Below are 21,486 nucleotides of genomic sequence, written 5' to 3'. Positions count from 1 at the left end.
CCCCCAGGCTACACAGATACTTGCCCGAGTAACTAAACCGGCGTAGGTTTCGCTTGATCAATCAAGTAACTACGGGAGTCGAGAAATCCATGGATCTGCAGCTGGCAACTAAACGCGCCTTCATCAGTGGTTCAACCCAGGGCATCGGATACGCCATCGCAGGGGCACTCCTCCGTGAGGGTGCAGAGGTGGTGATCAATGGTCGCGACTCTGATCGTCTCGAGCAGTCAGTACAGACTCTGCGACACGAAGTGCCCGACGCGAACGTGACGGGTATGGCCGCCGATTTCGCCGACCCTGCCGGGGTGGACAATCTGCTGAGTTCACTTGGCAGCGTGGACATCCTGATCAATAACGTGGGGCTCTTTGAGCTCACTCCCTTTGCTGAGATCGCCGACACCGAATGGACGCGCTACTTCGACGTGAACGTGATGAGTGGGGTGCGACTATCCCGAGAGCTGTTGCCCGGGATGCTCCGCGTGGGGTGGGGTCGGATCGTCTTCATCGGGAGCGAATCAGGCGTAAACATCCCTGCTGACATGCTGCATTACGGCGTCACAAAAGCCGGAGTGCTGGCCTTGAGCAACGGCCTCGCCAAGCTGACCCGAGGAACGGGTGTCACGGTCAATACGATCCTGGGCGGCCCAACGTATTCGGATGGAGTGGCGCGCGCGATCACCGACATTGCACAGACCCAGGGGTTATCCCCGGACGAGCTCAAAGCAGGAATCATCGCAGGAAATCAGACATCACTCCTCGAACGCTTTATTGATCCTGAAGAGATCGCAAACCTCGCGGTTTACCTCGCAAGTCCTCGGTCCTCTGCAACCAACGGGAGCGCCGTGCGTGCAGACGGCGGAGTTCTGACCACGATGCTGTGACTGCCGTGACGGGTCCGCAGAACGACCTCGAAGAGAGCCCCTCTGTGTGATCGATTTCATTGATCAGAGACCGTCTGCTCCGAGACCTCCTGAATGGGCCGTGAACGCTGAGGGATCGTCTTACGTGCAGGCCAAGAGCCGCTGTGAGGGAGCCCGTGATTCCGCGTCCGGTGCCCGTGCAGCGAAGGCATCACCCTCTAGATGTCGAACAGGTGCAGAACTAGAAAAGCAGATGCCGTGAGCAAGAGGAGCCCTCCGGTCACCCAGCACACTCGAGCAGGTCCGGCCCGTTGAGGTTCTTTCGGCGCCGTTAACATCACGACCACTGCAGCGATGGAGATCAAGACAGCCATGACGATGTACCCGGGGGTCTGGTACAGCCATGAGTACAGCACGAAGTGCATGCTGACCATCGAGGCAAACGCTATCGGCAGCAACGCGTAGCGCTGGGTGATGACCAGGTAGATCATGAAGGGCAAGCCCAGTACCTGTGAGATGCCGATGAGAATGGAAAGCTGAGTGATGTCTCGGGGAACCGGGCTGGGCTCGCCGAGGGCCCCGACCAGGAAAGACAGTCCGATCGCTACGGGAAATGCGACCATCCCCTGAAAAAGCGTTGCTAGGGCAGCCGTGCGCGCGGTGGCCTTCTGCCACATCACTGCGCATACCAGCCAAGTTGCTCCGTATGCGATGAGAAAAGCCGCCCCGGAGATGTTCTGGTTGGCTAGTTCTTCCAGCGCAGAGGTGAGGTCCATGATCGGAGTGCTCCAACGGTCGGCAAATCACCAGACTACGGGAGCAGGTGTTCTCTCCGACCATGTCCACATTGGGCCCGCCTGAAGAACGCTGACACAAGGGCACTCCGCAACGACGTTCCCGGTAGCGTCTAGATGTACTGAGTCGCGACGTTGGTGACAACCGAGGAGCAGAAGGCATTCTCTTGCCGGTGTGGATGCGTTCAGTGTTGCAGTAGAGCTACGGGCTTTGGCTCAGCAGATGTACAGCTGGGTCGAGCGGATCAGGCGGATATACGGCGGAGAAGCGGGTCTGTCACAAGGCGTGATGGACCGCAGAGTGTTTGTCCAAGAACGGCAAAGGCGTCATCACGATTCGCGAAGTAGCCGTGATCGGCCCTGATGAAGTGCGACAAGTCGTGAGCGCCGCCCGCCTCTCGACCGTCCCAATCCACAGCGCAGCGTCCTACTGCCTCGAACAGCGTCTCTGATCCGTTGTTGGTGAATGAGCCGCCTCCGCGACATCCGATCGAACCGAACAGCTCTGAGGCAGGTGTCCACTGATGAATCCTGAATTCAGGCCACGCGAGCAGCATCTGATCGGGGAGGACGAACTTCACCCTGGGGAAGCGCGGGTACCAGAATGAGCGGTCAATGAGCAGGGCCCGCACGCGGGTCGGGATGTCTAGTGCGCGGGCGACGCTTTCCAGGATGGCGAGACGCTGGCTGCAGGAGCCGAAGCCACGGGAGAGTACATGAGAGGCGGGAGTGCGCTCCTCGAGTGCATAGACGGCGCGCACCTCATCTCGGATGATCGAATGACATTCCCCCAGGACCGCCACAGGATCGCCGCTTCCCGCCGATCGGTGTGAGCGTTTGACCAGGTGGGAGATGGCACTGGACCTGTGATCGAGAATCGCAGTGGGCTCAGTGGATCCAGGCTGATCGTCGCTTCCCGTCGAACGAGTGGGGACGCGCCTGTACCAAGGAGTCAAGAGCACCGTCATCGAGGTCACGGCTGGACCTCCGAAGTGCTGTGGTTGCCGGGCTTTCGCGTCTCACGCAAGGCCGTCTCCGAAGTTTCTGATCCGCCGGACCGGCGCCGTCGGATGCGGATCGGACCCCGGGCGGTCGCTGGGTCCACCACTTCGCCGCGCTGTGTGATGTCCACGGCGCCGACGGCCTCCAGGCGCCGCGCCGCTGCCCGGGCTGCATCCATCTGATCCCGCCATTCTTCTCCGCCGACGGCGCGTGCGGCATCGGAAGGACAGATCGTCGCGGACTCGGCGCGTTTCGCGAGCAGCTCGAGGATCGCGCTCTCCATATCGCGCTCGGATACTGCGGGTGAGTCGTCCATGGCTCCATTCTGCACCCATCCGTGTCAGTGTCGGACCCTAGGCTCACTCCTGTTGCTATCGAAAGTATGTTCGAATACGATGAGGCTCCCGGGCTTCCCATCGGCTTCGTCATACCTCTTGGAGAGATGAAAGAGGAGCCTGTCCATGTCCACTGTTATTCGTCCCGAAGCTGATCGAGCACCCCGCCGCGGAGCGGTGACGTTCACCGAATCCATCGAGGTGGAATGCGATGAACAGTCGCTGCCCCACCGGGTCATCTGGCAAGAGCGGAGGCACCTCGTGGTGGAAACACCGATTCGCTGGTTCCAACGGCGCAGCTGGTGGCTCGAAGAGCCTCGGGCCGAACGTGGCCGTCCCGGCCTGGTGGCCCATGAGATGTGGCGTCTGCAGGTCGAGCCCGAAGCCGTCTCCCGCACCGAGGTCGCCGAAGTGCGCACCATCGACGTCAGCCGCCATCTCGCCTCCGGGCGCTGGCGTGTGGTGAGGGTCCATTGACCTTCACCCATCTGAACGTGGCCAGCTCCTTCAGCAGCCACTACGGCACCAACCGCCCCCAGGAACTGGTGGCTGCCGCCGCAGCCGATGAGATGCGGGCGCTGGCCATCACCGACCGTGACGGGCTCTACGGCGCCGTCAAGCACATCGGTGCCTGCGTGGACCTCGGTGTCGCCCCGATCCTTGGTGTCAGCCTCGCCGTGGAGGAGCGCGGCCGAGCAGTGGTGCTGGCCAGCGGCGCCACCGGAGGATATGCCGCCCTGTGCCAGCTGATCTCGCGCGCCCACGAGCGTCCACAGGGTGAATCCGCGCGAGTGAGTCTGCAGGACCTGGCGGAGTTCGCCGCCCCTGCCGCAGGTGAGGTGCGGCGTCGTCTGTTTGTGCTGGCCGGGCCGGAGAGTGAGATCGGTGAAGCCGCGGCCTCCCGGGACTACCGGAGCACCCGGGCGCTGCTGCGGCAGTGGCGCGAGGTGCTGGGGGAGGCTCTGCGAGTGGAGGTGGTCTCACATCTCGCGCCTCCCGGTGAGGCATTGTCCACCGCTCATGCCGTGCGGATGCTCAGCGCCGCTCAGGTGAGCCGGGTCGCCCCGGTGCTGACCAATGCCGTGCGACTGTTGAGCACCGATGAGGCCGCCACTGCCGATGTGCTCGACGCCGTCCGGGTGCTCTCGGACCTGCATCACACCGCCGCGCTGCAGCCCACCGATCAAGGCTGGTTGAAGCCCGCCGCGCAGATGGAAGCCCTGGCCGCCGAGATCTGCGCTGCCAGCACCACCTCCACCTCCGCAGAAGAGCTGCTGGAGAACACGGCACGGCTGGCACGCCAGTGTGAGCTGGATCCGGTCACAGACATGGGCTGGGGCCAGCCCAAAGTGCCTGAGGCCACCGTCATCGGGATCGAAGGTGACCCCGATGAGGAGCTGCGCGCCCGCTGCGAAGCGGGCCTGGCGGAGATGCTCGCCGCCGAGGAGCAGACATCAGCAGACCAGGGGAGCGGGGCAGACTCGAGGAGCGGGACAGCCCAGGAGAACACAGCCCGGGAGCGTGCCGGCACGGCACGGGCGCGGCTGGAGCATGAGCTCAGCATCATCGCCGACCTGGGCTTCGCGCCCTACTTCTTGACCGTGGCCGAGGTGGCCCGGCTGATCCGGGAGATGGGTGTCCGGGCCGCCGCCCGCGGCTCGGCGGTCTCCTCCCTGGTGGTCCACGCGCTGGGGATCAGCCCCATCGACCCGCTGCAGCACGGCCTGATCTTCGAACGCTTCCTCTCCCGGAGGCGCTCGACCCTGCCCGATATCGACATCGACGTGGAATCGGCCGAGCGGCATCGGATCTACCGGGCGGTGTTCAAACGCTTCGGCTCCCAACGGGTGACCCTGATGAGCATGCAGAACGCCTACCGGATCCGCGGCGCGGTCCGGGACGCCGGGCTCGCGCTGGGACTTCCCGAGGAGGAGATCGATCAGCTGGCGGAGATCATGTGGCGCTTCCCCGCCCGGGAGTTCCGCCGCGCCTTGGAGGAGAAGCCTGAGCTGCGCAGCCTGGCCGAGCGGATCGAGACCGAACGCACCTCCGGACGTCAACAGCTGGACCTGCTGGTGGACCTCTCCGAGCGTCTGGACCGGCTGCCCCGGCACATCTCCACCCACCCCTGCGGTGTGATCCTGGGCAACAACAACCTGCTCAAGCTCACCCCGGTGGAACGCTCCGGGGTCAACGGGTTGCCGATGAGCCAGTTCGACAAGGACGATATGGACCCCATGGGGTTCATCAAGCTCGACGTCCTCGGGGTGCGCATGCAGTCAGCGATCGCCTATGCGCTGACCGAGCTGCAGCGCACCACCGGTGAGGTGATCGACATGGTCAAGGACGTGGACTATGCCGATCCCGCGACCTTCGCGATGATCCAGTCCACCCACACGCTGGGCTGCTTCCAGATCGAGAGCCCCGGCCAGCGTGAACTGATCGGCAAGCTGGTCCCCGAGACCCTCAATGACCTGGTGGTCGACATCTCGCTCTTCCGTCCCGGCCCCATGGGCTCGGGCATGGTCAAGCCCTACCTGGAACGTCGCCACGGTTATGAGGAGGTGGGCTACCCGCACCCCGACCTGGCCCCGATCCTGGATGAGACCTACGGCGTAGTGGTCTTCCACGAACAGGTGCTGCGGATCTTCGACACGATGACCGACTGCGGCCTCGACGTGGCCGATGAGCTGCGCCGAGCGATGAGCAAGGACAAGTCGGGACCGGTGGAGATCTTCTTCCGCGAGGAGACCGCCAAGCGAAACTATTCCGCCGCGGTGATCGACCGGGTCTGGGAGATCCTGCTCAGCTTCGGCAGCTTCGGATTCTGCAAGGCCCACGGAGCCGCCTTCGCCGTGCCCACCTACCAGTCGGCCTGGCTGAAGACCCATCACCCCGCCCACTTCCTCTGCGGCCTGTTCGAACATGATCCCGGCATGTACCCGCTGCGGCTGCTGGTCTCCGAGGCGCGCCGGCTCGGGATCCCGCTGCTGCCGATGGACGTCAACCGCTCCACCAGCAGCTATCACGTGGAGGCCACCTCCGTGGCGGGGTTGCCGGTGTGGGGAATCCGGATGTCGCTGAACGGGCTGAAGGGGATCTCCAAGACCGAGCTGCGCCGCATCGAGGCGGAGCAGCCCTTCTCCTCGCTGGCGGATCTGCGGGATCGTCCCCGGTTGAAGCGCTCCACGCTGCGCGACCTGGTCAAGGTCGGCGCCCTGGACTGCCTGCTGCCCGAGGGGCGCAAGGGCCGCAAGGACCTGATCCAGTGGGTGGAGTCCACCAACCTCGAATTCGGCAAGAAGCCGCCGGCCCGCCAGGTCCAGGGCCAGCTCTCCCTGCCCATCGAGGATGTGGAGATCGCCAATATGCCCACCGGGGCGGGGGAGCTGCAGGCCCGCGAGATCGTCACCACCGAGCTGGACCTGACTTCGCTGGACACCAGTGGTCACGTGATGGAGATCCACCGCCCGGTGCTCGAGGCAGCGGGCGCGACCTTCGCCGAGCAGCTGCTCTCGCTGCGCAATGGCGCCACCGTGCGGGTGGCGGGGATCCGTGTGGCCACGCAGACCCCGCCGATGGCCTCGGGCAAACGGGTCGTGTTCATCACCCTCGATGACGGCACCGGCTGCGTGGACCTGAGCTTCTTCGAGGAGGCCCAGTACAACACCGGTGAATGTCTCTTTGCAGCGAAGGTGCTCATGGCCGAGGGCACCATCCGGCGCACCGGACCCCGGGCGGTCACCGTGCAGGCGACGCGAGCCTGGGATCTGCGCGGGGAGACGGTGCCGGGACAGCTTCCCGCTGCAGCAGGCTCTGCTTGATCTCCACCCCGTAGCGGAAGCCGCCGAGCCCGCCGTCGGTCCGGATGATCCGGTGACAGGGCACGAACAGCGCAGCCGCGTTCTTCGCACACGCTCCCGCCGCCGCCCGGATCGCCGCCGGACTGCCTGCCCGCTGCGCGTACTCGGCGTAGCTGACCGGCTGCCCGGGGCTGACCTCTCGAAGGGCGGCCCATGCGTGTTCCCGGAAGGGTCCTGAGCGTTGACGCACCGGCACGCGGTCCACTGCGGTGAGGTCCCCGGAGTAATAGGCCTCCACCGCCTGTTGCGCCTGGGTGAGCACCGGGTGTCGGTCGTCCTCCGGGACCTGACTGGTCTGCGCGATGCCTCCGCGCAGCTGCGGGTGGATCAGGCTGAGCAGCTCGTTGATCTCCGCGGTCCATCCAGAGGCCAGCACGTCGGTCTCATCCGCGATCATACTGAAAGGGCCGTCGGGTGTGTGCAGCGTGAGGTGGCGCAGGGGTGTGTCGAGCAGGGTCATGAGCTGGGGTCCTTTCGGGGCTGATCAGCGGCATGCTGCGCTGCGGCTTTCCAGAGGTACATCGCGGCATAGGAGCGCCACGGAGACCACCGTTGCGCGTGGGTCTGCAGCGCGCGGTGAGCGGCTGCCTTGTTCAGTTCGGGGTCCAGAAGTCCAAGCTTCTTGGCCCCGGTGAGCAGGACGACGTCGCCGGTCATCCACACATCCGGATCGCCCAGCACCCGCAGCATCAGATAGGAGGCGGTCCATTGCCCGATCCCGGGCATAGCGGTGAGCTGGTCATGCAGCGCCCGGGTGTCTGCGCCCTGGTGCAGCTGCAGCTCTCCGCTGGCCAGGGCCTGGGCGGCGACCCGCACCGTGGAGATGGACCGGGCGGGGAGCCGCAGCGGACGCTCAGGGTCCAGCGCCGCATGAGGACCAGGTCCTTTCCGTGAAGGGGGTTCCGGCACCCCGGCAAGAATCTCCTCCGGGGTGGGGAACAACCGGGAGAGCCCGGTGAAAGAGGAGACGAGCGGGGTGCCCAGCACGTCGACCAGCCGAGTCAGCTGGGTGCGTGCCGCGACCACGGAGATCTGCTGACCCACGATCGCGCGGATCAGGTATTCGGGCCCGTCCGCGGTGCCCGGCATCCGCAGACCGGGCGACTCTCTCACCCAGGGCGCAAGGGCGGGGTCAGCGGAGAGCGCCGCCACCACGGCCTGCGGGTCGGCGTCGAGGTCAAAGATCCGGCGAGCCACCGCGACGGCCGCCGGGATGTCCGCGAAGGAGCTCAGCTCACAATCGAGCTGCAGCTGCCACCGGCGCGCCTTGGTCGAGGAATCGCCACCGTCCAGCGTGGAGGAGACCTCAGTGTCGGGGACTTCGATGGCGGCGGGCCCGTGGGTCAGACGCAGCGTGCGGGCGTAGACGAGCGCCTCGCCGTCGAGCTGGGTGGCTTCAACACCGGGGATCGCGCGCTCATCCAGGAAGCGGAAGACCTCCACAGCATCGAAGGGCTCGCGCACCGGCAGGGCCAGTCGCAGCGAGAGCCGTGGCCCGGCATCTGCCACTTTATGGCCGACCGGAGGTCTCTGCGCAACTTTCGACGATCTATGGGCACGCTGGCGGATCTCCCGCGGCGCGGCACCGAAGAGCGTGGATGCCGTCTCGTTGAACTGCCGCACCGAGGAGAAGCCTGAGGCGAAGGCGATATCGGTGATCGACATCTGGGTGCTGACCAACAGGCTGCGTGCCAGATGCATCCGGTGCGCTCGGGCCAGGGCGAGGGGGCCCGCGCCCAGTTCTGCGGTGAGTGTGCGGTGCAGGTGACGGCTGCTGTACCCCAGCCGGTCGCTCAGGGTCCCCACCCCGCCGTCGTTCATGGCGCCTTCCCGGATCAGCCGCATGGCACGCCCCGCGAGGTCCTGCCGGATGTTCCATTCCGGGGTCCCCGGGGTGGCATCGGGCAGGCAGCGTTTGCACGCGCGGTAGCCGTGCTCATGGGCAGCAGCAGAGGTGGAGAAGAAGGTGACGTTCTCCGGCTTGGGGGTCTGTGCCGGGCAGGAGGGACGGCAGTAGATCTTCGTGGAGGAAACGGCCGTGTAGAACTGCCCGTCGAAGCGGCGATCCCGCGATTGCACAGCCCGGTAGCGCCGGTCGAAGTCCTCGCTCTGCTCCATATGCTCTATTTCACAGTCTGCCCCGATAGAAAGCTAGCGGGAATCGGACCTGGCCGTGGGTGGTTGTGCGCAGAGCGCCCGGCACGGAAAGTGCCTGGGCACAGAATGACGACAGACTCGACTCCGCGAGGTATCGAGTCGGTGACTTCACGGAAGGACGCATATGACTACCGTTGCACTTATTGGAGCAGGACGCGGCCTGGGAGCCGCTGTGGCACGTCGATTCGGCCGCGAAGGTTTCAGCCTCGCACTGATCTCCCGCAGCCAGGAGCGCGTGGACGCCTTCGCCGAAGAGCTCAACGCCGAGGGCTTCACCGCCCGAGGCTTCGAAGCCAATGTGCGGGACACCCGGAGCTTGACCGAGGCTCTGGACAAGGCCGTGCAGGAACTGGGACCCATCGAGGTCATTACCTACAGCCCGCTGCCGCAGAAGGAATTCCTGCGCCCGCTGCTAGAGACCACAGCTCAGGATCTCGAGGGTGCGGTGGAGTTCTCCATCTACGGCCCCGTGGCAGCAACGCATCAGGTGCTGCAGGGCATGCGTGCCCTGGGCCGCGGCACGGTGCTGTTCATCAACGGCGGCAGTGGTGCGCGCCCCAGCGCGAAGGTCGCAGGAACCTCCATCTCCTTCGCCGGCGAGAGCGCCTTCGCCCAGATGCTGCACGATGAGCTGGCGGAGGAGAACATCCACGTCGGCCAGCTGATCATTCCCGGACAGATCACCGAGGGCAGCGAGAACAAGGACCCCCAGGTTCTGGCCGAGAAGCTCTGGGCCATGCACGCGGGGCGCAACGAGTTCCGCGTGTTCGCCGAACCCATGGATCAGTAGTTCACGCAGCAGCTCGACGAGTTCCGTCGCCTCACCCCAGCGGGCCCTGGTCATGTGACCGGGGCCCGCTGTCGTGTTCCTCTCCGGAAGGTCAGCAGCTCAGGCGCTGAACACTAGACTCACTGCTATCAGGCGCTGGAACCTACTGACTGCGGAGACATGACATGAGCGAGGAACGGCGCAGGGAGCTGGGCGACAACGACACTCCCGTCGAAGAAGAGCTGCAGGAGTCCTTCGACAACACCGTGCATGAGGGTGCCGAGCGGCTGCAGCGGACCTTCCGGGCGATGCTCATCACCGGGCTCTTCGGAGGCATGGAGGTCGGCCTCGGTGTGATGGCCTACTTGGCTGTGCTGCACGAGACCGACAATCATCTGCTGGCCGGCTTGGCCTTCGGCATCGGACTGGTCGCGATCCTGCTCGCCCACAGCGAGCTGTTCACCGAGGACTTCCTCATGCCGATCGCCGCGGTGGTCTCGCGAGAAGGCAGCATCGTCCAGCTGTGCAAGCTCTGGGGCGGCACGCTCGTGGCGAACCTGGTCGGCGGCTGGGTCTTCATGTGGCTGGTGATGCAGGCCTTCCCGGAATGGGAATCCACGGTGAGGGAATCCGCCGCCCATTTCCTCGACGCACCCTTTTCACTGCAGACCATGTCTCTGGCGATTCTGGGTGGAATGATCATCACGCTGCTGACGCGCATGCAGCAGGGCACCGATTCCGATCCGGCGAGGATCATCGCGGCAGTGGGCGCAGGCTTCCTGCTGGCCGGGCTCCAGCTCTTCCATTCGATCCTGGATTCGCTGCTGATCTTCGGTGCGATGCAGACCGGCGCGGACATCCCGTTCTTGGAGTGGCTCACCTGGTTCGGATTCACCCTGCTGTTCAACATCCTCGGCGGCGTCGGCCTGGTGACGGCGCTTCGCCTGGTCCGCACCAAAGAGCTCGTGGAACGACGACGCCGCGCCTCACCGGAAGATCCCGACGCCGCCCGCGGCGAGTAGGGGAGGGGAGCGCTCTTGGCTCCCGCGCCCTCCCCACCCGGCGCCCTGCCCACCCGGCGCCGGGTGATTATCGTAGAGCTTTAGCAAATCGTCGAGCTATAGCGCTACGACTTTTCATCAGCTCTACGATTCTTCGCCGGTGGCGCCGGCTGATCATCTGGTGATGGGCGCAGAGCCTAGGTCTCTCCGCGCTGCTCCTTGATGCGTTGGTTGCGTCCAGCGATGTAGGGCTCGAGGTCATCCACGCTCACCAGGCTCACTCCGGCCGGGTCAATATTGCGGGCCTCAACTGCGATCCCGTATCCAGGACGGCTCACAGCGGCCCACCAGCGTGACTCGTCCTCCCACACGTCGAACTCGAGGACCGCGCCGTCGATGGCGATAGGTCTCTGCACAGGTGCCTGAGCTTCAAATTCCAGGCGCCGCAATGCATGTTCCGCCTTGTCCTTGGACGGGCCGCTTCTGTTCACCCACAACTCACGCGCTGCTTCTCGGCCAGCGCGGGAACTCACGAGGACAGTGACGCAGGGTCGGCCATTTTCAGGATCGCCATGCACCAACGTCCGGTTCCCAGCGCCGAATGACCACTCGCCCAGGGCCCGTGAGCCTGACCAGTCTGCGGGTGCGAAGGCGGGCCGATGTGCCAATGACTCCCGGACCTGATCGTCGAATCCTCGCATGAGGGCCCAGAACTCAGCTGCGGAGTACATGCCCTTGAGTTCCATGCCGCTCAGTATGGCACTCGGCAAACTTGCCGGGCCGGGGGAGCGGTGCCCATGTGGACCAGATATGCGGCCTCGGACTTCAATGAGTTACCCATCCGGCAAGTCACACGTATAGTTGCCACTATGGCAAATCATTCTGTGCGTCCCAGCCACTCTGAATCCCACGACCCGCTCGCGCCAGCCGACGCGTTGAATGCCCTCTCGGACCTGGATCGCGACAGCGCGAATCTCGCGGAGCGGGTGATCACGCCGTGGTGGTACCACGCAGCGCTCGGAGCGATCGTGGCGTTGACCGTCGGAGCGCAGGCGCTGCCGCAGCCTGCCGCCAGCACGCTGGTCGTTCTCGGAATTCTTGCGATACCGCTGGTGATGCACTCATACAGTCGACGCCATGGCCTGGCCACGACCCAGCCCGCGGGTCCGCGCAGCAGGCGTCTGCTCCTGATCTCGGTGGGGGTGCTCGTGGGAGCTTTCATCGCTGTTCTGGCATTCAAGCTGATAGGCATCCCAGAGGTCTGGTTGCTCCTGCCCGCATCGGTGGCCGGCATGGCCACTGTTGCTCTGGGTCGTCGGTACGACGTGGCTCTGCGTCAGGAGATCGCGGAGGGATGGCGCCACAGGGCATGAAGGTCGCACCAGTTTTCAACCCCGTCATCCATTCGCCCGTCCGGCTGAGGGTATGTGCACTGATGCGGAAGATGCCCGAGCTGGAGTTCTCGGTCATCCGCGACACCCTCGAGCTCACCGATGCCCACCTGTCAAAGAATCTGAGGGTGCTGAGCGAGGTGGGCTTGGTGACTGTGCGCAAGGAGCGCTCGCCCAGCCGGACGGATTCGAGGAGGCTCACGTGGGTGGCGCTGACCGACGAGGGCAGGAGCGCCCTTGAAGCCCACCTCGCGGCACTTGCTGAGATTGCGGAGGGCAATCCCGGGTCCGCGTAACTCGAAACCCCCGCCACCGCGTTTATCGTAGAGCTCTAGCAAATCGTCGAGCTATAGCGCTACGACTTTTCATCAGCTCTACGATTTTCTTCCGCTGGCACCAGAGGACCCCTTGTCCGACCAGCCGCGATCCCACAGAATCGAGAAGATGGGCGTCAAACACCTCAGACTGTTTCTGATCTTCTTCGCGGGGCTGGTGCTCAGCACCTCCGTCCTGATGCTGCTGATCCCGGTCCTCTTCGCCTCGCCCTCGTCCCCATTGGGCTGGACGGCAGGAGTCCTGGGAGCACTGGCAGTCGTGTGCGGCATATGCGCCATCCGGCTGCGGCCTCCCCGCCCCGGTCCAGCTCAGGGGTAGCGTCCCGCGAGAAGACTTCGCTGGTGTACCCCTTCGGCCAAGGCGATTGCCGCGGACACTCGCATCTGCAAAGCTCAGACCATGTGTGGACGCTATGTCATGGCCAAAGACACCGGTGACCTGGCCGATGACCTCAACCGCGCGAGGCTGGGGCCGGTTCAGCCACCGGCCTTCGGGCTGCCCCCGAACTGGAACATCGCTCCGACCTCCACGGTCCCGATCCTGGTGGAACGCTACGACGACGCCGGGCAGCTGCTGCGCGAGCTCCACCCGGCGCGCTGGGGACTTCTCCCGGTGTGGGCCAAGGACATGACCTTCAGTTCCCGCACCTTCAATGCTCGCTCCGAGACCGTGGTCTCCAAGCCGAGCTTCCGCTCCGCAGCAAAGTCTCGGCGCTGCGCCGTCCCCGCCGAGGCCTACTACGAATGGAAGGCAGGAGGCGCGAAGAAGCGCCCCCACGCGATTCGCGCGGCCGACGGGTCGCCGCTGGTCTTCGCGGGTCTCTACGAGTGGTGGAAGGACAGAGACGCCGAGGCTCGGGGTGAGTCAGACCCCTGGATCCTCTCCTGCTCCATCCTCACCGGCCCCTCACCGGAGACCGCTGATGACGAAGCCGCCGGTGGCCAAGCCGCTGGCGGTCAGGCCGGCGTGCTCACCGACCTTGCTGATCTCCACGACCGGATTCCGCTGGCCATGACTCCGGAGTTCGCCGCCCAGTGGATCCAACCCGGGGACAAGAGTCCCGAGGAACTTGAGGTCCTGCTCGAACAGCTGCGCACCGAGATCCTCGAGGTCGCCAGCGGCTGGGAGATCTACGAGGTGGACCCTGGTGTCGGCAACGTCCGCAACAACGGGCCCGCACTGCTGGACCCTGTGCCCACGCTCTGGGGATGACGCCGGGAATGAACCCGCCCCGACGGGCCTTGGGATCAGCAGACTGATCCGCAACCCAGGAGTTGAACATGATCGCATTGGACCTCAGCGGCAAGACCGCCTTCGTCAGTGGTTCCACCCAGGGGATCGGCTGGGCGATCGCCAAGCGCCTGGCCGAGGCCGGAGCGCGGGTAGCCATTAACGGGCGCGGCGCCGAGCGGGTGAACGCGGCAGTCCAGGAGCTCGTTGCCGACGGGATCAGTCCGGAGAATCTGCTGGCCGCACCCGGTGATGTCACCACCGGTGAGGGGCTCTCCGCGGCGCTGGAGGCCACCGGACAGATCGACATCCTGGTGAACAACCTCGGCATCTTCGGAGCCGAACCGGCCCTGGAGATCTCCGACGCTGAATGGCAGCGCTTCTGGGAGGTCAATGTCCTCTCGGCGGTCCGCCTGATCCGAGCCACCCTGCCGCAGATGACCGCCCGTGGCTGGGGTCGCATCCTCAATATCGCTAGCGACTCTGCTGTGGTCATCCCTGCAGAGATGATCCACTACGGCGCCACCAAGTCGGCGTTGCTGGCGGTCTCGCGAGGTTTCGCGAAGGAAGCGGCGGGTTCGGGTGTGACGGTCAACGCGGTCATGGCCGGACCGACACTCACCGAGGGAGTGGAGGATTTCGTGTATCAGCTCGTGGACGCGGATACGCCCTGGCCCCAGGCCGAGCGCGAGTTCATGAAGGAGCACCGGCCACAGTCGCTGCTGCACCGGTTGATCGAGCCCGAAGAGATTGCGAACATGGTCGTCTACCTCGCCTCGCCGCTGGCCGCGGCCACGACCGGCGGTGCTCTGCGAGTCGATGGTGGCTACGTCGATTCGATCCTGCCGTGAGCCCGCACCCCTCATCTGGGGCGAGCAGTCTGCCGAGCAGCCCTGAAGGCGTCGCCCAGGGCTTCGCCGCAGCCTGGAACGCGGCCGACGCGGACGCACTGGCTGCACTGTTCGTCGAGGACGCCGACTTCGTCAACGTGGTGGGGCTGTGGTGGAACAACCGGGAACGCATCCGAGCCGCGCACGACTACGGCTTCCGCCGGATCTTCGCCGACTCGCAGATGCACCTGGACGAGGTCCGGGTCCGCGAGCTGGGGGAGAGCCTCGCCGTCGTCCACGCGCTCTGGACGCTGTCCGGCCAGTCAGCCGCCCCAGGCGAAGGCCCGGAGAACCCACCCGGAGACCGACAAGGCGTCATCAGTTTCACGGTGCAGAAAAAACAGCCTGACGACGACGGCGCCTGGCTGGCCGTCAGCGCACAGAACACCGACCGCGTTCCCGGCGCAGAGACCCTGACCGCCGAGGGTGAGGCCTTACGCCCGACGGCCTACCAAGACCTCGGTGGCCCGACTGGGGGTTAAGCAGATTTGGCTTGCCGACTTGGGTGGCCCCGGTCTACGAGGGCGGGACGACACGAGGCAGCGGCATCGTGTCTGCGACTCGTGTAGGGAACCTTCGTGTACAGCTAGGGCCGGGTCGGTCTTTTGTCCAAAATCGGGGGACCGTGCTGAGCCGCATTGAGCGGCGCACCCGGGCGAAACATCGTGCTCGCCGTTTAGTTCTCGAGCAGCGTCGCGAGCTGGTTCAGAGCAATCGAGTGACCATTCCGAGTGCCATCAATCATTTCTTGGCCGACGAACGACGTGACCTGGTTGGTGATCGAGACTAGTGCACCGTCAAGATTCTCCCTGAACTCCCAGGTGACGAGACTGCTAGAGAGTAGTTCATCGCCGGCTGTGACGGTTTCCGTATATACCATCAAGGACTCTGGCTCGACCACGAGGTATTCCCCTCGGACGTGGTACTTGAGTTCGCCAGGAGTCCCACACCGGTACTCTGTGAGGCCACCGCGTGTCAGTTGGTCGCGGGAGTAGACCATCTGCTCACCGGCCGGGACCGCCCATTCAGCTCGTCGTGCGGTGTCTTGGTATGCAGCCCATGCTTTATCGACGGGGATTCGTATCGAGCGGGATACTTGGACGGTGTCGTGAACAATCGTGACCGGGGACATAGAACCGATGATGCCAGTGGGCTAGTCCGGCTACAAGACTCGGCGAGGCAGCAGCAACCCTGAGACGCGTCGATCGTCCCCGGACACGCCGCGCATAACCAGTCGCGTGACTTCCGACTCGGACGGCGGTGTCTTGAGCACTTGTGGGTTGCCGATCAGCGTTCGTCGCCGCGCGGTGTAGCAGGCTGATCCCCGCGCAGATAGAACGCGCCGAGTGACCCGGCCAGAGTTGCGAAGACGCCCACCGAATACACCGCGAGCACCAGCTGCACTCCCTTGGAGAAGGGATCCTCGGTGGTGATCCCTGCGCCGGTCACGGTAGCCATCGCGGATTCATAGAGGGCAGCGCCGTAGCTGGTGTGAGATTCGAAGGCGTAGAGCAGCTGGCTCGCCGCAAGGATGACCACGACCGTCACTGCGGCCAGCCATCCGATCCTGCTGGAGAGCAGTCGGCCGGCCGAGCGGGAACCGCGTACGCCGGCCGAGAGGATGCCGCCGACCCTGGCCACTCGAGCCACGCGCAGCAGTCGTACGGCCTGCAGCGCGCGAACGAAGCGCAGGAAGGGCACCAGCAGGAAGATCACCTGCCACCAGTTGCGCCGCCAGAAGGTCGCCTGGAACCCAGCGATGTAGGCGCGCAGAAGAAACTCCGCGACAAAGACGGCCCAGAAGCCCCAGCCTGCGATGGTGAGGATGCGGCTCCACCCGGGTTCGGTCACCAAGAGCTGCCCCAGGAACACGAAGAGGAAGAGAATGCCGAGCAGGCCCATCGGCCGGTCGAGCTTGGCGGCCAGGACTTCCGCAGCCTCGACTCTCTCCGCCTGTTCGCTGGAGGCTGGCTGGGCTGCACTGCTCACGGTGTGGTGACCTCCGGGGCCGATGAGGATGGGTTTTCTTCCACCACTCTACGATCATGGCACCGCGCTAAGGCACCGACGCCGAGCGGTTTGTTGACCAAGGCAACCTGCAACGGGTGCAATAGCAGGATGGAGCTATTAGCGATCGTCCTCTGGGTTCTTGCGGCGGTGCTGCTCACCGCCTCCTTCGACATGCTCAGGCGGGTGAATCCCCACTCGCGGTTGCCGTTCTTCTTCGGAAAACCGCCGATCAACCCGCCGCAGGTATATGTGGTGCGGCTCCTGGCCTTCATCTTTTTCCTGGCGAGCGGGTGGATGTTCAGCGACATCTACGGTGGGGCGATGGGGCCCATCCTGATTCTGCTGGGCGCGGCCCCTGGGTGCGTGCGCAACTTTATGCATAACCGCAGGGTGGCGGTCGCTGAGGCCCAGACCCGGTAGGGACTCTCAGACGCCTAGGACGCCAGCCGCTCCGGGGCTTCGTGATCTGTCTCTCGCATCGGCCCATCGCGTTCCGGTGCACTCATCTCCGCCCACACTGTGTCCAGCGAGAGATCCAGCACCTGGGCGATGGCGGCGATGGTCGGGAAAGCTGGCGTCGCGACTCGGCCTGATTCAATCTTCCGCAGGGTCTCCGGAGACACGCGCGCCTCGAGGGCAGTGGCGAGCATGGAACGCTCGCCACGGGCTCGGCGCAGCAGCGCACCGAGCCGTTCTCCGCGTTCCACTTCTGCAGGGCTGAGCGGCAATCTGACCATGGCACCGATTCTAATACCGGGATAATATGACCGGTATAGTTATTGGCTCGTCGAGAGAGGCCCCGCATGATCGAAATCCTGAACGCCACCGCCCTGGGTCGGGCGCAGACCACCGGAACATTGGTCGCTGACATCCTGCAGACCATGAAGCGCCGTGCCACGGTGGGGACCAACCTGCTGGAGATCGATCAGTGGACCAAAGAGATGATCCTCGAAGTGAGAGCCACCTCCTGCTACGTGGGTTACGAACCCTCCTTCGGCCGCGGACCGTTCGGCCACTACATCTGCACCTCCGTCAACGATGGCGTGCTCCATGGCCGGCCCCACGACTACGCCCTCGGCGACGGCGACCTGCTCACCCTCGATCTCGCGGTCTCGCTGAACGGGGTCGTGGCGGATTCGGCGATCAGCTTCCTGGTGGGGGAGTCCGCGCAGCCGGAGAGTCTCGCGATGATCGACGCGACCGAACGCGCCTTGGCAGCGGGGATCGCCGCTGCGGTGCCGGGAGCCAGGATCGGGGACCTCTCGCACGCGATCGGCGCCGTGCTCAGCGAAGCCGGTTACCCGATCAACACTCAGTTCGGCGGCCACGGTCTCGGCTCCACGATGCACCAGGACCCTCACATCGCAAACACCGGACGTCCGGGCCGTGGCTACAAGCTCCAGCCCGGGCTGCTGCTCGCGCTGGAACCGTGGGTCATGGCCGACACCGATGAACTCGTCACGGCGGAGGACGGTTGGACGCTCAAGAGCGCAACGGGCTGCCGGACCGCGCACAGCGAGCACACCATCGCCATCACCGAGGAGGGCGCCGATATCCTCACCCTGCCCACGCGCTCCAGCGACGGTTCAGGCGTCTGAAGACATCGACCGCGCCGCGTGTGAGGCCACCACTGAGGCCGTGATGATGAACACCAGCAGCCACACCGTGCCCGCCATGACCCAGACGATGCCGTCCTGGCCGAGGACCAGAAGTGCGACCCCAGAGATCACCGGTCCTGCACCAGCAGTGACGATCCAGCGCCACGCGGCCTGATGCGACCGTGTCCAGGTCTCAGCGTCGACCATGGTGGAAGGGATCCGGATCCCGACGAGCGCGTTCATCGGAAGCTTCCCATCCCGACAGGTGAATCCGAGCCAGCTGGTGAGCAGCCCGGCCGCGCTCAGGGTGACTCCAAGGATGATCACCGCAGCCATCTAGCGCTGTTCCGTTTCTGCTTCCACTGACCGGTCCTCCCGGCGCTCGGCCAGGGAACGATCGTGCGATCCGCGCACCACGTTCGGTTCACCCGATCGGCGTGCGCTCCACAGGAACGCGGCGAATGGCACCACCCAGAGGCTCCAGGCGATGTCGGTGAGGGACCGCTCGCCCTCTACGAGGTAACGCACCACCTCGACGACGACGGCGAGGAGAAGCCCCAGCGCCGCTCCGACGAGCAGGTCCTTGGTCTTCTTCCCCATATCTTCCCTCTCCGTCCGGTCCGACGTGGCCACCACACTAGCTGGTCACTCCAACCTCCTGGCAAGGATCACCAGGTCTTCCAGGGTGGCCTCCTGACCATCAGGTCCCACCGCGGGCCGCTCCCGCAGCTCACCGACCTCGACCTCCCAGGCCACACGTGGATGCAGCGCCTCCAGGTCCCCTTCGAGGGTGGGCATCTCATCGGGCCCGTGCTGGTGCTGGGACCACGGCGGGGCGCTCGCGTGGGAGATCACCAGCAGGCAGCCCCCGATCGACACGCGCTCGGCGGCTGCGCTGAGGATCTCGAGTCGGTCCAGCGCTACGGGAGACTGCAGGAAGGAAGCCGTGATCAGGTCGAACGGGCCGGCGGGCATTTCCTCTGGCAGCGTGCCGACGAAGAACTCGGCGCTGCCCTCCTCGAAGTCCTCTGCCTCAGCGTGGGACTGTGCCCGGGCGACAGCGGTCTCGGAGATGTCGACGCCGATGGCCTTCCAGCCGCGGTGGGCCAGCCACAACACATCGCCGCCCTCCCCGCAGCCCAGATCGAGCGCGCGGCCTGCCGACAGACCTGTCACCAGCGAGCTCATCGTCGGATTGACCCGGCCGGACCACACTCGGTCCGAGCCGGCATAGCGGTTCTCCCAGAAGTCCTTCGGGCTTGCCTCGGTCACGCTCGGGCCCCTCTCGTCTCATGATCATCAGCACGGGCTGACCCGCGGGATCGCGATGTCCGCGGGCGTGTGGCCGCATACCAGCCAGCGAACAGCAAAACTATCAGCGTGACGTCGACAACGTCTCCGCCGTAGTACATCAGCTGCGCCCCTGCACGCCCGTCAGCGGGCTCCACCCCCTGCGGGGGATGGGCAAAAAGCCACTTCGCCAGAATCGAATGCGCGGCGATGAAAAGCACCAGCACCGCGGAGCGCACTGGCATCGAAGCACGGTGCGGATCAGGATCGGGCCCGATCAGCGAGGCGGTGAGGAGGTAGCCCGCGGCGAAGAGATGCAGGTGCACCAGGGCGTAGACCGCTGCGGAGGCATGCATCATGTGGAACAGCTCGGTGGTGTAGAGCAGCCAGAGGCCACCCGCATTCAGTGTCGCTGCAATCACCGGGTGAGTGAGCCCCCTGATCCAGGCACTGCGCAGGAGCCGGCTCAGCCTCCTGGCCGCGACGGCGGGCAGGGCGCGCATCGCCAGCGTGATCGGCGCGCCGAGCACCATCAGCAGCGGTGCGATCATCCCCAGCAGGAGGTGACCGAGCATGTGCGCGGTGAAGCTGGTGTGAGCCGCCTGGGCGACCGGCCCCAGGAGCCCAGCAGCGACGCACCCGATTCCGACATACCAGAAGAGGGTGCGTCGGAGCGGCCAAGGACTGCGGCCCCGGGCAGCCCAGAGACCCAGGGCATAGACCAGAGCACCGACACCGAGCAGCAGCACGACGACGACGTCGAGCACTTCCCAGTCCATACCGGCCATGGCAGGGTTCGCGCTGTGGCCGCCGTCGTGCTGATCCATGTGATGAAGGGGAACGGAGATGTTCACGGCGCTCAGGTCGTGGCGGGGTGATGACGAGTGCGGCGCAGCATGAGCAGTCCGATCAGCAGCAGCACCACGGCGCTGCCGATCCAGACCACGTCGTAGAGCAGCAGGTCCACGCCGTAACGGATCTGGTGGATGCCGAGCACCTTATGGCTGACCACGCCGTCCAGAAGCTGGAAGAACCCCACCCCGGTGATGACGGCACCGGCCCAGCGCTTCCAGGGAATCGCGGTGCGGCGGCGCAGATCCGCCAGCAGGAAGAGGCCCCAGACGGTGATGAACCAGCCGAAGGCGTGGAAGAAGCCGTCGGCGGTCAGGGCCACTTCAGTGGTGGAGAGGTCATAGAAGTGGTGCCACTGCAGAGCCAGATGGAAGATGAACAGATCGATCATCGAGGCTGCGATCCCTGAGCCGAAGAGCACACCGGAGAGCAGCACACGCCGGTCGAACTGGGCCTTGGAATGTCTGCTCACAAGGCCAGCCTAGTGATGCGTCAACACTCCTGGTTCGGAGTGCCGCTGGTGGCAGCGCATCACGCGTGGGTGTAGGTCAGGCAGTCTGCATTGTCGGCTCCCGGACCGACACGGACTTCGGGCGCATTGCACATCAGGTGATCGTTGTGGACGCACTCACTGCGCTGGCAGGCCCCGACCCCTGCGAGCACCTTTGGCAGTCCACCGTCGATGCCGATGTCGATGAAGGTGGCACAGGTTGCATGGTCTTCTTCCCCACCGACCGTGATGGCGGCCGCGTTGCAGTGGGAATGGTCGTTGAAGGAGCAGCGTGCGACGCTGCATTCCGAAACTTGTGTGCTCATGACAAGGATCCTCCTCGGTGTGGACGCCCGGTTGGGCTGCTCCATGTCACCACCGTAGACCTGAAAGGGGTGATCAAAAAGGGCCAGTGGTGTGACCTAATTGGGCTCCGCGACGCAGCTGCCGCGAGGTCGAGTCTGAATCCCCGGGCCGTCGTCCTCGGCCTGTTGCCACCGTCGAACCGTCCCGGTCATGCAAGAAGGCGGTCAGGTTTCGTCCAGTTGGTAGCCAGTTCTTGCTACGGAAACACTGTTGCAGTCAGAGCTGTATGGGGTTGAATGATCGGGCTCACAT

Annotated in this window: 28 protein-coding genes; 13 read left to right on the top strand and 15 right to left on the bottom strand. The window is 65.1% G+C overall.

The annotated features are described in order from the left end of the window. The first annotated feature begins 89 nt into the window (after positions 1 to 89). The gene (locus tag H4W26_RS02315) at positions 90 to 881 is read left to right on the top strand and encodes an SDR family NAD(P)-dependent oxidoreductase (RefSeq protein ID WP_192590560.1); all 792 of its coding nucleotides are present in this window, start codon (positions 90 to 92) and stop codon (positions 879 to 881) included. Positions 882 to 1,078: 197 nt separating this feature from the next. On the opposite strand, the gene H4W26_RS02310 is transcribed toward H4W26_RS02315, so the two are convergent. The 3 genes from H4W26_RS02310 to H4W26_RS02300 all read right to left on the bottom strand — a co-directional run bounded on the left by H4W26_RS02310 (position 1,079) and on the right by H4W26_RS02300 (position 2,972). After that, positions 1,079 to 1,636, bottom strand: coding sequence for a DUF7010 family protein (locus H4W26_RS02310; RefSeq protein WP_192590559.1), 558 nt, complete (start codon positions 1,634 to 1,636; stop codon positions 1,079 to 1,081). A 263-nt stretch (positions 1,637 to 1,899) separates the two neighbouring features. Continuing rightward, entirely contained in the window at positions 1,900 to 2,415 is a 516-nt protein-coding gene (locus tag H4W26_RS02305) for a hypothetical protein (RefSeq protein ID WP_225939561.1), read from the bottom strand. 212 nt (positions 2,416 to 2,627) lie between these two features. Further along, positions 2,628 to 2,972: a DUF3253 domain-containing protein gene (locus H4W26_RS02300; RefSeq protein WP_192590558.1), complete on the bottom strand. Its 345-nt coding sequence runs from the start codon at positions 2,970 to 2,972 to the stop codon at positions 2,628 to 2,630. 145 nt (positions 2,973 to 3,117) lie between these two features. Here H4W26_RS02300 and H4W26_RS02295 point away from each other — a divergent pair, with 145 nt between their 5' ends. Further along, positions 3,118 to 3,468, top strand: coding sequence for a hypothetical protein (locus H4W26_RS02295; RefSeq protein WP_192590557.1), 351 nt, complete (start codon positions 3,118 to 3,120; stop codon positions 3,466 to 3,468). Next, positions 3,465 to 6,815, top strand: a complete 3,351-nt coding sequence (locus H4W26_RS02290) for a DNA polymerase III subunit alpha (protein ID WP_192590556.1) — start codon at positions 3,465 to 3,467, stop codon at positions 6,813 to 6,815. Before H4W26_RS02295 ends, H4W26_RS02290 begins: the two co-directional genes overlap by 4 nt. Here H4W26_RS02290 and H4W26_RS02285 read toward each other — a convergent pair. Continuing rightward, a complete protein-coding gene (locus H4W26_RS02285; RefSeq protein ID WP_192590555.1) occupies positions 6,733 to 7,314 on the bottom strand; it encodes a methylated-DNA--[protein]-cysteine S-methyltransferase in 582 nt (193 codons plus the stop codon). The two genes, H4W26_RS02290 and H4W26_RS02285, sit on opposite strands and share 83 nt — an antisense overlap. Further along, complete coding sequence (locus H4W26_RS02280) at positions 7,311 to 8,972, bottom strand: DNA-3-methyladenine glycosylase 2 family protein (protein WP_192590554.1); 1,662 nt, start codon at positions 8,970 to 8,972, stop codon at positions 7,311 to 7,313. The genes H4W26_RS02285 and H4W26_RS02280 overlap by 4 nt, the downstream gene beginning before the upstream one ends. A 163-nt stretch (positions 8,973 to 9,135) precedes the next feature. Between H4W26_RS02280 and H4W26_RS02275 the strand changes: the two genes are divergently transcribed. Further along, complete coding sequence (locus H4W26_RS02275) at positions 9,136 to 9,801, top strand: SDR family NAD(P)-dependent oxidoreductase (protein ID WP_192590553.1); 666 nt, start codon at positions 9,136 to 9,138, stop codon at positions 9,799 to 9,801. Positions 9,802 to 9,965: 164 nt separating this feature from the next. Further along, a complete protein-coding gene (locus H4W26_RS02270) occupies positions 9,966 to 10,802 on the top strand; it encodes a formate/nitrite transporter family protein (RefSeq protein WP_192590552.1) in 837 nt (278 codons plus the stop codon). A 176-nt stretch (positions 10,803 to 10,978) separates the two neighbouring features. On the opposite strand, the gene H4W26_RS02265 is transcribed toward H4W26_RS02270, so the two are convergent. Then, a complete protein-coding gene (locus H4W26_RS02265) occupies positions 10,979 to 11,197 on the bottom strand; it encodes a hypothetical protein (RefSeq protein WP_192590551.1) in 219 nt (72 codons plus the stop codon). A 453-nt stretch (positions 11,198 to 11,650) separates the two neighbouring features. On the opposite strand from H4W26_RS02265, the gene H4W26_RS02260 reads away from it, so the two are divergent. From H4W26_RS02260 to H4W26_RS02235, 6 genes are all read left to right on the top strand, one after another. Then, positions 11,651 to 12,154 (top strand): hypothetical protein, encoded by a 504-nt coding sequence (locus H4W26_RS02260; protein ID WP_192590550.1) that lies wholly within the window; start codon positions 11,651 to 11,653, stop codon positions 12,152 to 12,154. Then, entirely contained in the window at positions 12,136 to 12,468 is a 333-nt protein-coding gene (locus tag H4W26_RS02255) for a transcriptional regulator (RefSeq protein WP_318779741.1), read from the top strand. The genes H4W26_RS02260 and H4W26_RS02255 overlap by 19 nt, the downstream gene beginning before the upstream one ends. 148 nt (positions 12,469 to 12,616) lie before the next feature. Continuing rightward, positions 12,617 to 12,826 (top strand): hypothetical protein, encoded by a 210-nt coding sequence (locus H4W26_RS02250; RefSeq protein ID WP_192590548.1) that lies wholly within the window; start codon positions 12,617 to 12,619, stop codon positions 12,824 to 12,826. 81 nt (positions 12,827 to 12,907) lie between these two features. Continuing rightward, positions 12,908 to 13,720, top strand: coding sequence for an SOS response-associated peptidase (locus tag H4W26_RS02245; protein ID WP_192590547.1), 813 nt, complete (start codon positions 12,908 to 12,910; stop codon positions 13,718 to 13,720). Positions 13,721 to 13,791: 71 nt separating this feature from the next. Beyond that, positions 13,792 to 14,589 carry an SDR family NAD(P)-dependent oxidoreductase gene (locus H4W26_RS02240; RefSeq protein WP_192591966.1) on the top strand — a complete coding sequence of 266 codons (798 nt, stop codon included), beginning with the start codon at positions 13,792 to 13,794 and terminating at the stop codon, positions 14,587 to 14,589. Further along, positions 14,586 to 15,110, top strand: a complete 525-nt coding sequence (locus H4W26_RS02235) for an SgcJ/EcaC family oxidoreductase (RefSeq protein WP_318779740.1) — start codon at positions 14,586 to 14,588, stop codon at positions 15,108 to 15,110. Before H4W26_RS02240 ends, H4W26_RS02235 begins: the two co-directional genes overlap by 4 nt. A gap of 194 nt (positions 15,111 to 15,304) precedes the next feature. On the opposite strand, the gene H4W26_RS02230 is transcribed toward H4W26_RS02235, so the two are convergent. Together H4W26_RS02230 and H4W26_RS02225 are read right to left on the bottom strand one after the other, a co-directional pair. Beyond that, positions 15,305 to 15,760, bottom strand: a complete 456-nt coding sequence (locus tag H4W26_RS02230; protein ID WP_192590546.1) for an SRPBCC domain-containing protein — start codon at positions 15,758 to 15,760, stop codon at positions 15,305 to 15,307. Between the two features lie 155 nt (positions 15,761 to 15,915). After that, entirely contained in the window at positions 15,916 to 16,617 is a 702-nt protein-coding gene (locus tag H4W26_RS02225) for a hypothetical protein (RefSeq protein ID WP_318779739.1), read from the bottom strand. Between the two features lie 93 nt (positions 16,618 to 16,710). Between H4W26_RS02225 and H4W26_RS02220 the strand changes: the two genes are divergently transcribed. Then, entirely contained in the window at positions 16,711 to 17,058 is a 348-nt protein-coding gene (locus H4W26_RS02220; RefSeq protein WP_192590545.1) for a hypothetical protein, read from the top strand. A gap of 14 nt (positions 17,059 to 17,072) precedes the next feature. Here H4W26_RS02220 and H4W26_RS02215 read toward each other — a convergent pair whose 3' ends face one another. Then, positions 17,073 to 17,375 (bottom strand): helix-turn-helix domain-containing protein, encoded by a 303-nt coding sequence (locus H4W26_RS02215; RefSeq protein WP_192590544.1) that lies wholly within the window; start codon positions 17,373 to 17,375, stop codon positions 17,073 to 17,075. A gap of 66 nt (positions 17,376 to 17,441) precedes the next feature. Between H4W26_RS02215 and map the strand changes: the two genes are divergently transcribed. Next, the gene (gene map, locus H4W26_RS02210) at positions 17,442 to 18,236 is read left to right on the top strand and encodes a type I methionyl aminopeptidase (RefSeq protein ID WP_192590543.1); all 795 of its coding nucleotides are present in this window, start codon (positions 17,442 to 17,444) and stop codon (positions 18,234 to 18,236) included. Here the strand turns inward: map and H4W26_RS02205 are convergent. From H4W26_RS02205 to H4W26_RS02180, 6 genes are read right to left on the bottom strand one after another with little or no spacing between them, the layout of a single operon-like run. After that, on the bottom strand, positions 18,225 to 18,572 hold the full coding sequence (locus tag H4W26_RS02205; RefSeq protein ID WP_192590542.1) for an SdpI family protein: 348 nt from the start codon (positions 18,570 to 18,572) through the stop codon (positions 18,225 to 18,227). The genes map and H4W26_RS02205 overlap by 12 nt on opposite strands. After that, positions 18,573 to 18,836 carry a hypothetical protein gene (locus H4W26_RS02200; RefSeq protein WP_192590541.1) on the bottom strand — a complete coding sequence of 88 codons (264 nt, stop codon included), beginning with the start codon at positions 18,834 to 18,836 and terminating at the stop codon, positions 18,573 to 18,575. Positions 18,837 to 18,881: 45 nt separating this feature from the next. Further along, on the bottom strand, positions 18,882 to 19,508 hold the full coding sequence (locus H4W26_RS02195) for a class I SAM-dependent methyltransferase (RefSeq protein WP_192590540.1): 627 nt from the start codon (positions 19,506 to 19,508) through the stop codon (positions 18,882 to 18,884). After that, entirely contained in the window at positions 19,505 to 20,353 is an 849-nt protein-coding gene (locus H4W26_RS02190) for a cytochrome c oxidase assembly protein (protein WP_192590539.1), read from the bottom strand. Before H4W26_RS02190 ends, H4W26_RS02195 begins: the two co-directional genes overlap by 4 nt. Before the next feature lie 32 nt (positions 20,354 to 20,385). Continuing rightward, a complete protein-coding gene (locus H4W26_RS02185) occupies positions 20,386 to 20,850 on the bottom strand; it encodes a DUF2243 domain-containing protein (protein WP_192590538.1) in 465 nt (154 codons plus the stop codon). Positions 20,851 to 20,909: 59 nt separating this feature from the next. Continuing rightward, entirely contained in the window at positions 20,910 to 21,194 is a 285-nt protein-coding gene (locus tag H4W26_RS02180) for a DUF1540 domain-containing protein (RefSeq protein WP_192590537.1), read from the bottom strand. Positions 21,195 to 21,486 lie beyond the last annotated feature (292 nt).

The sequence above is a fragment of the Nesterenkonia halotolerans genome, assembly GCF_014874065.1.
In the GTDB taxonomy this organism is placed as follows: domain Bacteria; phylum Actinomycetota; class Actinomycetes; order Actinomycetales; family Micrococcaceae; genus Nesterenkonia; species Nesterenkonia halotolerans.
Note: the sequence above shows the minus strand (reverse complement) of the source record. Positions and strands in the feature narration are given on the sequence as shown.

Excerpts from the sequence above, each read along its gene's own strand:
- H4W26_RS02315 (WP_192590560.1), top strand. The coding sequence starts at position 90 with ATGGATCTGCAGCTGGCAACTAAACGCGCCTTCATCAGTGGTTCAACC.
- H4W26_RS02310 (WP_192590559.1), bottom strand. The coding sequence starts at position 1,636 with ATGGACCTCACCTCTGCGCTGGAAGAACTAGCCAACCAGAACATCTCC.
- H4W26_RS02300 (WP_192590558.1), bottom strand. The coding sequence starts at position 2,972 with ATGGACGACTCACCCGCAGTATCCGAGCGCGATATGGAGAGCGCGATC.
- H4W26_RS02295 (WP_192590557.1), top strand. The coding sequence starts at position 3,118 with ATGTCCACTGTTATTCGTCCCGAAGCTGATCGAGCACCCCGCCGCGGA.
- H4W26_RS02285 (WP_192590555.1), bottom strand. The coding sequence starts at position 7,314 with ATGACCCTGCTCGACACACCCCTGCGCCACCTCACGCTGCACACACCC.
- H4W26_RS02280 (WP_192590554.1), bottom strand. The coding sequence starts at position 8,972 with ATGGAGCAGAGCGAGGACTTCGACCGGCGCTACCGGGCTGTGCAATCG.
- H4W26_RS02275 (WP_192590553.1), top strand. The coding sequence starts at position 9,136 with ATGACTACCGTTGCACTTATTGGAGCAGGACGCGGCCTGGGAGCCGCT.
- H4W26_RS02270 (WP_192590552.1), top strand. The coding sequence starts at position 9,966 with ATGAGCGAGGAACGGCGCAGGGAGCTGGGCGACAACGACACTCCCGTC.
- H4W26_RS02260 (WP_192590550.1), top strand. The coding sequence starts at position 11,651 with ATGGCAAATCATTCTGTGCGTCCCAGCCACTCTGAATCCCACGACCCG.
- H4W26_RS02255 (WP_318779741.1), top strand. The coding sequence starts at position 12,136 with ATGGCGCCACAGGGCATGAAGGTCGCACCAGTTTTCAACCCCGTCATC.
- H4W26_RS02250 (WP_192590548.1), top strand. The coding sequence starts at position 12,617 with ATGGGCGTCAAACACCTCAGACTGTTTCTGATCTTCTTCGCGGGGCTG.
- H4W26_RS02245 (WP_192590547.1), top strand. The coding sequence starts at position 12,908 with ATGTGTGGACGCTATGTCATGGCCAAAGACACCGGTGACCTGGCCGAT.
- H4W26_RS02230 (WP_192590546.1), bottom strand. The coding sequence starts at position 15,760 with ATGTCCCCGGTCACGATTGTTCACGACACCGTCCAAGTATCCCGCTCG.
- H4W26_RS02215 (WP_192590544.1), bottom strand. The coding sequence starts at position 17,375 with ATGGTCAGATTGCCGCTCAGCCCTGCAGAAGTGGAACGCGGAGAACGG.
- map (WP_192590543.1), top strand. The coding sequence starts at position 17,442 with ATGATCGAAATCCTGAACGCCACCGCCCTGGGTCGGGCGCAGACCACC.
- H4W26_RS02205 (WP_192590542.1), bottom strand. The coding sequence starts at position 18,572 with ATGGCTGCGGTGATCATCCTTGGAGTCACCCTGAGCGCGGCCGGGCTG.
- H4W26_RS02200 (WP_192590541.1), bottom strand. The coding sequence starts at position 18,836 with ATGGGGAAGAAGACCAAGGACCTGCTCGTCGGAGCGGCGCTGGGGCTT.
- H4W26_RS02190 (WP_192590539.1), bottom strand. The coding sequence starts at position 20,353 with ATGGATCAGCACGACGGCGGCCACAGCGCGAACCCTGCCATGGCCGGT.
- H4W26_RS02180 (WP_192590537.1), bottom strand. The coding sequence starts at position 21,194 with ATGAGCACACAAGTTTCGGAATGCAGCGTCGCACGCTGCTCCTTCAAC.